Here is a 9,166-nt window from a genome sequence, read left to right as displayed (position 1 = left end):
GCCGTTCGGCACGGTCGCACAGCAGGCCCATGGAATCCTCGCACCGCCGCAGAGCATCCGAGACGGGTTCGTCGCGGTAACCGCCGCCCGCAGTCACCAGAACCGCAGGGGCGCCGAGTTCCACGGCAAACTCCAGACTTTCGAGGAAGTAGCGGAGGGAACGATCCCGCAACGCCTCCTCGCGGGCGGAGATGTTGATCGGATAGATGCACTGCTCCGGCGTGAACGCGACCATTTCCAGCCCCATGGCGCGGGTGCGGTTGCCGAGTGCCCGCGCCGAAGCCAGCGTCTCGTCACCGATGTAGAAATGCGGCGCGGCCCCCCACAGTTCGATCCGCGAAACGCCGGTGTCGCAGGCATCCGCCAGAAACCGGTCCAGCGTGTGGCGCACATAGTGGAAGTTCATCACGCCGATGTTGCGGGTGTCGAGAGCCATCTTCCATTCCCCTAGTGACGCGCAAGGAACGCGCGCGTCCGTTCGTGTTGCGGCCGCCCGAGCACGTCGGCCGGAGGCCCTTGTTCCACGATGACGCCGCCATCCATGAAGATCAGGTGATCCGCGACATCCCGGGCGAAGGCCATCTCGTGCGTCACGACCACCATGGTCATCCCGTCCGTTGCCAACTGCTGCATCACGGCCAGCACCTCGCCCACCAGTTCGGGATCGAGCGCCGAGGTCGGCTCGTCGAACAGCATCACGTCGGGCTTCATCGCAAGGGACCGGGCGATGGCGGCGCGCTGCTGCTGGCCGCCGGAAAGCTGCGCCGGGTAGTAGTCCGCACGGTCCTTCATGCCGACGCGATCCAGAAGCTTCATGGCCTCCTCCACCGCCTGCTCCCTCGGGATGCCCTTCACCAGGATCGGCGCCTCGATGACGTTTTCCAGCGCGGTCTTGTGGGGGAACAGGTGAAAGCCCTGAAAAACCATTCCCATCCGCTGCCGTTGACGCGCCAGTTCGTTGAACGCCATCTCGTACAGCTTTGCACCCTTCCAGCGCACGCCGATCGGATCGCCGTTCAGGTACACGATCCCGCCCGTCGGCTTTTCCAGATAGTTCAGGCAGCGCAGCAGCGTGCTTTTGCCCGATCCTGACGGACCCACGATGCAGGTGACGTCGCCGCGGTTCACGGCTAGGTCGATGCCCCGCAGAACTTCGTGCGTTCCATAGGCCTTTCGCAGCCGTTCGACCTTCAGCAGGGGCTGGTTCACCGGATGCAGGGTCATAGCACCTCTCCACGCTGGCCGGCGAACAGCCGGAAGGACAGGATCCCGCCCTTGCGCGTGCCCGTCCGGCGGGTGGATTTGAGCCTGTGCTCCACCGCGTGTTCCGTCACGGTCAGCAGGGTCGTCAGGACAAGATACCAGATCGTCGCGACGATCAGCAGCGGCACTGTCTGATAGGTCCGCGCATAGACCATCTGCGCCGAATAAAGCAGGTCCGGCAGGGCCAGCACCGACACGAGGGACGTGAACTTCAGCATGGAGATCGTGTCGTTCCCGATGGGTGGGATGACGACTCGCAGGGCCTGCGGCAGCACGATCCGCCGCAGCGTCTGGCCGCGCGTCATCCCAAGGGTTGCCGCCGCCTCCGTCTGGCCCCCGCTGACGGCCTGTATGCCGGCGCGTATCATCTCGGCGGCATAAGCGCTTTCGGTGAAGGCCAGCCCCATGATGGCGGCGCTGAAGGGTGAGATCAGCTCGTTCGTGTTCCACGCCACGAGCTTCGGGCCGCCAAAGGGAATCCCGATGGAAATCTCCGGCAGAAGAAGCGCAAGGTTGTACCAGAAGATCATCTGCACCAGCGGCGGGACCCCCCGGAAGAACCAGATCCATCCCCAGCTTGCTGCCTGGAAGACCCGGCTGTCCGACAGGCGCATGATCGCGAGGACGATGCCGATGGCAAGGCCCAGAACCATGGCCAGCGCGGTCAGAAGAAGCGTCATCCCCAGACCTGACAGGATGGGCGGCGCGAACAGGTATCGGCCGACCACGCTCCATTGCAGGTTCTGGTTCGTCACCAGAACCTGGATGAAGATCACCGCGCATGACACCAGCGCCGCGCCACCGATCCACTGGCTAATCCGTGGTGCCGCAATGGGTCGGATGTCATGTATGGATGGGCGGGGGTCCGTCTGCATCGGCATGTCGTTCCTTGTTGGAAAGAGGCAGGAGATCGCGCGTGCGCCCGCACTTAGAGGTCGGGATGTTCTTCCGTGATCAGCAGGCCGGCCGTCAGCATGCCCGCGTCGTCCAAGCCCCATTTGGCCATGATTTCGCGATAGGTGCCGTCGTCGATCATGCTCTGGATCGTATCGGCCATGACCTGTCCCAGGGGATCGTCCTTGCGCACGCCGATGCAGCTGTTGACCGGCGCCAGAACAAGATCGGACACTTTCAGGTCGCCCGTTTGTTTCGCCATGTAGGCCAGCTTCACGGATCCGGTAACCGTGGCCTGCGCCCGGCGTGAACGGACGGCCAGTTCCGCCTGCGCCTGGGTGCCGTGCATCTGCAGCACGACCGGATCGTCCTTGCAGTCCGCCGCGTTGAGCTTTTCCAGAAGGTCCAGGTCCCACGAGCCGTTGAGGACGGCGACCGTCAGCCCGCAGACATCCCCCGGCGCCCTGATGTCCAGATCGCTGTCCATCGGATATGCGAAGGCAGTCCCGATCTTGCGCTGCGCGACGAAGTCGATGGCCTGAAGGCGTTCGGGTGTGGTGCCGAACGACGCGAAGCCCGCATCGAACCGACGTGACATCAGGCCGGGAATGATTGCGTCGAAGCTGGTGCCCTCGAAGGTGAAGGGAACGCCAAGGCGCGTTTCCATCTCCTTGGCGATGTCCACGCTCCATCCCTTGAGCTGGCCGTCGGAGTCCAGGAATTCATCGGGGGCCCAGTCGTTGAAGACTGCGGCCTTGATGCCGTTGTCCTTGTAGGTCTGGGGCAGTGCATCATGCAGCGCCGGGATCACATCGGCCAACGCGGAGGTGGCGAGGATAGTGGCGAGAGCGGTGGCCGTCAGGATCGTGCGAAGCATCGTAAACCTCCATGTTAGTCGGGCCGGAGCCCTTGCATCGCCACCTTCGTTCCTTCTGACGAGGATCCGAGAGAGCGTTCTCATAAAACCAGCATGGCGGCGCCCAAGTCGTCAAGTACAAAGAATTCGTGAAAGCGGTTCGAGGGCGTTTTTTGGCCGTCCGTTTCAGGCCCCCGGGGCAGAAACCGAACCCCGAAGAAGGAACTCCCCCTCCATCAGCACCGCACGGCTTGGAATCTCGGTTCCCCGAATGCGGTCCAGAAGCATGGTCGCGGTTGCGGCACCCATAGCAAGGCGTGGCTGCGCAAAGGTGGTGATGCCTGGTGACAGAAAGCCCATCCACTCCAGATCATCGAAGCACACCAACGAAAGGTCGTCCGGGATCCGCAGGTCCGAAGCGGCGATGGACCTCATCACCCCTTCAGACATCGTGCCGTCGGTTGCGAACAGCGCCGTGGGGCGGTCCCTCCGGTCCAGCAGCGCCGAGGCGATCTTCCGCGCTCCGTCAGCCGAATAGCTTCCAACCCGGCCAACCAAAGCGGGATCGACCGGAAGGCCCGCCTGCCGATGCGCGCGAAGATATCCCAGTATCCGTTGCCAACTTGGATAAAGCGTGTCCGTGGACAGGACATCGCCCGCCAGACCGCGCCTGATGAAGCCCGCGACTCCGCCCTCCTGTTCCTCCACAAGCTCGGCCACGACGCCGATCCGTCGATGACCGGCGCGGATCAGCACCTCGACGGCGCGTTCGGCCGTGCCGATGTTTTCGGTCGCGATCCGGTCCACATCCAGCCCCGCCACGGCGCGGTCCAGAAGAACAAGGGGAACGCCCGATGCATGAAGATCGCGCAGATGACGGGCATTCCGCGTGTCGCAGGGGGAAACGATCAAGCCGTCCACCTGCTTTTCCAGCAGAAGATTTACAGCGCGAACCTCCTTCTCGACGTTCTCGTCGCTGTTCATGATCAGGAGGCCGAAATCTTCCGTCTCCACCACATCGGCGATGCCGCGCAGGATCGAGGCATAGAAGGGGTTCTGGATGTCGCCGGCTACGACACCTATCGTCCGCGTCTGCCCGGTGATCAGGCTGCGCGCCAGCGCATTCGCCCTGTAGCCTAACTTCCGGGCCGCGCGTTCCACCTGCTCGCGCGTCTCCTCGCGCGAGGAGCCGTAGCCGCCCAGCACCCGTCCGGCCGTCGCGGTCGATACACCCGCAAGTCGTGCAACATCGGCAATCGTCGCCCTGGATCTTAATGCCACCTGTGTCCCTTTTCCCGCCCGCTGTCCGCCGCCCTGTCGTTCTTACGGTCCCACGTGGCCGGTCGCATCCGCAAAGTGGTCCGCACCATATCCGGCCCTGCTCAACGCGATGGCGGTGAAGACATCCAGATGCGCACCCCCCACATTCTTGAAGACGGTGATTTCTTCAGCCGACCGGCGTCCGGCACAGCGGCCCTGGGCCAGATCGAAGTGGTCTGCGATGATTCGATCAGGCCCGATCAGGCCCGATGCCAGTGCCTGCCCAAGATCCCCGGTGTTCTGCATCCCCTGCCGCGTGTCGACGAAGATGCGTCCGCGCAGCAGCGCGGCATCGTCGGCTTCGCGAAGAGAGGTCATGTAGGCGCCCACCAGATCCAGATGCGCCCCCGGCTTCAGGAGCGAGCCCTTCACGAGCGCCTGATCCGACATCGTGACGCAACTGATCACGTCCGCACCGGCCACGGCCGCGTCCAGATCCCGGACTGCGGTGGCGTCGATCCCGAGGGCGCGCAGATGGGCGGCCACGGCCTCGGCCTTGAGGGCGGTGCGGTTCCAGATCGCCACGCGGCGCAGCGACGGAACGGCCGCCAGATGCGCCTCGGCAAAATGCGGTGCCAGCGCGCCCGCCCCCACGATCAGAAGCATCTCCGCATCGTCTCGTGCAAGCATGGCCGCGCCGAGGGCCGAGTCACCGGCGGTCTTGCGCGCGGTCATGGCCGCGCCGTCCGCGACCAGAAGAGGCGCGCCCGTCTTGCCGTCGAACATGGCCACCAGACCCTGCACGTTGGGCTGTGGTGGCGAAAGGCGTTCGTTGCCGGAAAACACGCCGACCATCTTCACCGCGACCGGCCCGCCCGGCACCCAGCCCGGAAGCGTGATGAACTGGTCGCTCCCCCCGGCGGGATCGCCCTGGACGACCACGTCCGACACGGGCATCGGGCCGCGATGCGCCTCGGCCAAGGACAGGATCAGATTGGACCAAGGCAACGCGGCATGAACCGCAGCGGCGTCGAATACCTTCATGACGTTCCTTTCAGAAGCTGCGTCACCTCAGATGCGCAGGCTCAACGTGACAAGGTGACAGGGCGTCACCAGTTGCGAGAGGGCCAGTGGCCGGCCCTGCCCGTCCAGAACCAGCTTCTCGATGCGGTAGACCGGCTGGATAGCCGGAATGTCCAAGATCGCGGCTTCGCGCTGATCGGCATATCCGACATCGATAAGCCGATCGGCCCCTGCGGGCGCGACCTCATGGCCGTTCAGCAAGGCGGCGAAGAAGGACCCGCCGGCGCCCACGGGGTCTACCGCGCGGGGAAAGCGGGCCGCGTCGAACCACAGCGTCTCGATCGTCATCGGCCGTCCATCCACCTCCAGCAGGCGGTCGAAGCGGACGGGACGTTCCGCCTCCAGCCGGAGGGCGGCTCCGGACATCCGGGGCCGATCCTCCCGGCCCAGGATGACATGGCCCGCCTTGCGCCCCATGCCTTCCACCGTATCGGAGAAACCGGAAAGCGAGATGGTCTGCTGGATCTTGTGCGAGGCGACAAGGGTGCCGCGGCCCTGCTGGCGGATCAGGCGCCCTTCCCCGCACAGCTCCCCCACCGCGCGGCGCAGCGTGATCCGGCTGACGCCATAGGCCGCGCACAGGTCGGGTTCGGGCGGCAGGAAGGTGCCCTCGGCAAGACGGCCAGCCTCGATCTCCGACAGGATCCGGCGGCGGACCTGCTCGTACAGCGGCGGAAGACCGTCTTGCTTCATGGGCACCTCAGTAGTCGGACAACTTCTTCATGTAACGACGTCCTTCCAGCATGACCTGCTGACGGAAATCAGCCACCTTGTAGATGAAGCGCCAGAGCGTGTCGAAGAAGATCAGGGGCGCGACGTTCCCCTTGAACCGGTCATCGATGCCCGAAAGATCCAGAGCGTCGGCGTCCAGCACCAGGATGTTCTCGGACGAACCGAAGCGCTGCAGGAACTCCTCGGCGCGTTCGTCCAGCGCGCGGGTGCTGTCGCAGCCCTTCAGCAGCACGAAGCAGCGCTTGTCGTCCAGAACCTCAAACGGGCCGTGGAAGAACTCGTTCGAATGGATGGCCTGGCTGTTGATCCACTGCATTTCCATGAGCACGCAGATCGCGAAGGAATAGGCCGCGCCATAGCTGGCCCCGGACGCCATGGTGTAGATCACGTCCTGCTTGGCGAAATGCTCGGCGTAGCGATCCCACAAGGGGGCGAAGCTGTCCTGCGCGCGGTCAATCACCGTCTGCAGGTTGTGAAGGCTGTCGATCAGCTGCTTGGTCAGGTCTTCCTCGCCCCGCGCGGCGACCAGACCCATCACGAGTTGGTAGATGCACGAATAGTTGCTGTCCTTGGCATCGATCGGCACACCTGTGGTGTAGGGGGCCTCGAACTTCACCGGGAAGTCGACGCTCTGGCCAAGGGGGGAGGTCGGCTCCACCGTCAGACCCACCGTGACGGCGCCCTTTTCACGTGCGAACCGCCCGGCTGCCGTGGTCTCCCTGGTCGTGCCCGTCATGGAGCAGAGAACGACCAGCGTGTCCGGGCCAAGCAGCTTCGGCGCACGGGCGATGAATTCGGCCGCGTTGTAGACATCGGAGGCGAGGCTGCCATGCTGGTCCAGCAGGAACTTTGCCGGGTGCATGATCGACAGCGATCCCCCGCAGGCGACAAAGAACACATGGCGCAGCGCGGGCGCATCGATCGCCGCAAGCGCGGCGGCGACATCAGGGTGGAAACGGGCAGGAAGCGACATGGCCATCACCTTTTCTATATGACGACATAATACGTATTTAATTGGATGACGCCCTGTCAAGACAAGTTGACAAGCTGGGACCACTTTTGCGAACGTTCTCACATAAACCGCTGAAGTCGAGGCTGCCGTGACCAAGAACCCTCCCAGAATTTTGGCTTTCGCCGACAATGTCGTCGACTGCTACCGCGACCGGAACGTCATGTATCCGGGTGGGAACTGCGTGAATCACGCCGTGTTCGCGCGACGGTTCGGGGCGGTGACCGCCTATGCCGGGGCCGTCGCCGATGACGAGGCCGGCCGGGCCATCAGGGCCGCGCTTCGGGCCGAAGGAGTCGACACCTCCCTCCTGCGCCTTCTTCCCGGCGAGACGGCCTATTGCGTCATCGCCACCGAAAACGGCGACCGGGTTTTCGTCGGCGCCAATCTGGGTGTGTCGATCGTTCCCCCCTCAGATGCCGATCTTGCCTGGATGGCGACGGCGGATGCCGTTCACACTGGCCGGTCCAGCCATATCGACGCGTGGCTGGGCAAGATCGCGACGCTGACCAGGGTTTCCTACGACTTTGCAACGATGCACGGCGAAATGAAGATCGCGGCCGTTGCGCCGCACTGCTTCCTGGCCGCCTTCTCGGGTGGCGATCTTGATCGCGAAGCCGCCGCCGCGCTGGCCCGGACTGCGCTGTCGCATGGCGCGACATGGGCCGTCGTCACCCGGGGTGAAAACGGGGCCCTGTTGATGGGGCCCGACAGGGTTCATGAGGCGGGCGGGGAGAAGGTCGTCCCGATCGACACCCTCGGCGCCGGCGACACCTTCATCGCGCGGGTTCTCGTCGGGCTGCTGCGCGAGGAAGCTCCGCCCCAGCTCATGAAGGAGGCCGCCCTTGCCGCGGCCGAGACGTGTCTGTCGCCCGGCGCCTTCGGCCACGGCGTCCCGATGGACATCGACCTCACGCGAATGATGACCATCGACGAGATCTACGCCACCACCACCCCTGCCCCGCCGCCCGGCATGATGGCCGGATAGCGTCCGGCATCAAACCCACGGCAAGCCGACGCAGATCGACTGCCCTGAAAAGCCCCCAACAGCCCACAGGAGGACCCCCATGTACATTTCACCCCCCCGCGCCGGACTGGCGGCGGCCGTCATGGCCGCAGTGACCTTGATATCTGGTTTCGCCGCCGCGCAGGAGGCCACGATCCGGATCGCCACGGTGAACGCGCCCACAAGCCAAAGCTGGAAGGGCGTGATGGCCGTCGCCGAACGCGTCACCGAACGCACCGACGGCCGAGTGGCCTTCCAGGGCTTCCCCTCCGGGCAGCTCGGCTCCACCACCGATTCCATCGAGCAGGCAAGTCAGGGCCTGCCGATGATGACCTTCACCTCCGCGTCGTTCCTGGCGGGCTTCGGCGTGCCGGAGCTTGCAGTCGTCGAGGGGCCCTTCGTCGTCGCCGACAACGTGGAGGCGGAGCGGCTCGCGAATTCGTCCCTGATGCAGGGCTTCTACGACCGTCTGGCCGAAACCGCCGGCCTTCGGGTCGTGGCCCTGAACTGGTTCGACGGGCCGCGGCACATGATCGGGACTGCCGCCTATCCCGCACCCGAGGATCTGCGCGGCGTTCGCATGCGCGTCCCCTCGGTCGAGACGTGGATGAAGACCTTCCAGCCGCTGGGTGTCATCCCGACCTCGGTGGAGGCTGCCGAAGTCTATTCCGCCCTGTCGCAAGGGGTGGTGACTGCCGCGGAAAGCCCGCTGACCGGGCTGCGGGCCTCCGGTTGGTACGAGGTCGCCAAGGAGATCACCCTGACAGGCCACTTCAACCTCTTCACCGGCTGGGTGATGAGCGAGAGCGTCTTCCAGTCCCTGAACGAAGGGGATCGCGCCATCCTGCTGGAGGAGTTCCGCACAGGCGGACAGGAGCTTGCCAAGACTTCGGCCGAACTGGAAGCCGAGATCAGGGCAGAATTCGAAGCTAAGGGCGTGACCTTCCACGAGGCCGACGTCGAGGCCTATCGGGCCGCCACGCAGGGATTCTACTCGAGCTTCCCCGACTGGCCCGAAGGGCTCGACGACCAAGTCCGTGCGGCCGCCATCGGCGAATGATCG

9 protein-coding genes and 1 pseudogene are annotated in these 9,166 nt (G+C 64.8%); 2 read left to right on the top strand and 8 right to left on the bottom strand.

Annotated features, from left to right (window positions below; genetic code table 11):
- Window positions 1-61: 61 nt before the first annotated feature.
- The 8 genes and pseudogenes from EOJ32_RS20500 to EOJ32_RS19815 all read right to left on the bottom strand — a co-directional run.
- Window positions 62-406, bottom strand: a pseudogene (locus EOJ32_RS20500) (TIM barrel protein); the annotation flags it as partial.
- Window positions 407-447: 41 nt separating this feature from the next.
- Entirely contained in the window at window positions 448-1,224 is a 777-nt protein-coding gene (locus EOJ32_RS19845) for an amino acid ABC transporter ATP-binding protein (RefSeq protein ID WP_127900019.1), read from the bottom strand.
- Window positions 1,221-2,144: an amino acid ABC transporter permease gene (locus EOJ32_RS19840; RefSeq protein ID WP_240542624.1), complete on the bottom strand. Its 924-nt coding sequence runs from the start codon at window positions 2,142-2,144 to the stop codon at window positions 1,221-1,223. The genes EOJ32_RS19845 and EOJ32_RS19840 overlap by 4 nt, the downstream gene beginning before the upstream one ends.
- Before the next feature lie 47 nt (window positions 2,145-2,191).
- Complete coding sequence (locus EOJ32_RS19835; protein WP_127900018.1) at window positions 2,192-3,034, bottom strand: transporter substrate-binding domain-containing protein; 843 nt, start codon at window positions 3,032-3,034, stop codon at window positions 2,192-2,194.
- A 165-nt stretch (window positions 3,035-3,199) separates the two neighbouring features.
- Window positions 3,200-4,294, bottom strand: a complete 1,095-nt coding sequence (locus EOJ32_RS19830; RefSeq protein ID WP_127900017.1) for a LacI family DNA-binding transcriptional regulator — start codon at window positions 4,292-4,294, stop codon at window positions 3,200-3,202.
- Between the two features lie 42 nt (window positions 4,295-4,336).
- Window positions 4,337-5,317 (bottom strand): ornithine cyclodeaminase, encoded by a 981-nt coding sequence (locus tag EOJ32_RS19825; RefSeq protein WP_127900016.1) that lies wholly within the window; start codon window positions 5,315-5,317, stop codon window positions 4,337-4,339.
- A gap of 27 nt (window positions 5,318-5,344) precedes the next feature.
- Complete coding sequence (locus EOJ32_RS19820) at window positions 5,345-6,049, bottom strand: GntR family transcriptional regulator (RefSeq protein WP_127900015.1); 705 nt, start codon at window positions 6,047-6,049, stop codon at window positions 5,345-5,347.
- Window positions 6,050-6,056: 7 nt separating this feature from the next.
- Complete coding sequence (locus EOJ32_RS19815; RefSeq protein WP_127900023.1) at window positions 6,057-7,061, bottom strand: SIS domain-containing protein; 1,005 nt, start codon at window positions 7,059-7,061, stop codon at window positions 6,057-6,059.
- A gap of 127 nt (window positions 7,062-7,188) precedes the next feature.
- On the opposite strand from EOJ32_RS19815, the gene EOJ32_RS19810 reads away from it, so the two are divergent.
- Window positions 7,189-8,085, top strand: coding sequence for a PfkB family carbohydrate kinase (locus EOJ32_RS19810; protein ID WP_240542623.1), 897 nt, complete (start codon window positions 7,189-7,191; stop codon window positions 8,083-8,085).
- 79 nt (window positions 8,086-8,164) lie between these two features.
- On the top strand, window positions 8,165-9,163 hold the full coding sequence (dctP, locus tag EOJ32_RS19805) for a TRAP transporter substrate-binding protein DctP (RefSeq protein ID WP_127900014.1): 999 nt from the start codon (window positions 8,165-8,167) through the stop codon (window positions 9,161-9,163).
- Window positions 9,164-9,166: the final 3 nt, after the last annotated feature.

This window comes from Paracoccus sp. Arc7-R13, assembly GCF_004010775.1.
Lineage (GTDB): Bacteria > Pseudomonadota > Alphaproteobacteria > Rhodobacterales > Rhodobacteraceae > Paracoccus > Paracoccus marcusii.
The sequence above is the reverse complement of the archived record's forward strand: the minus strand, read 5'-3'. Positions and strand labels throughout refer to the sequence as shown.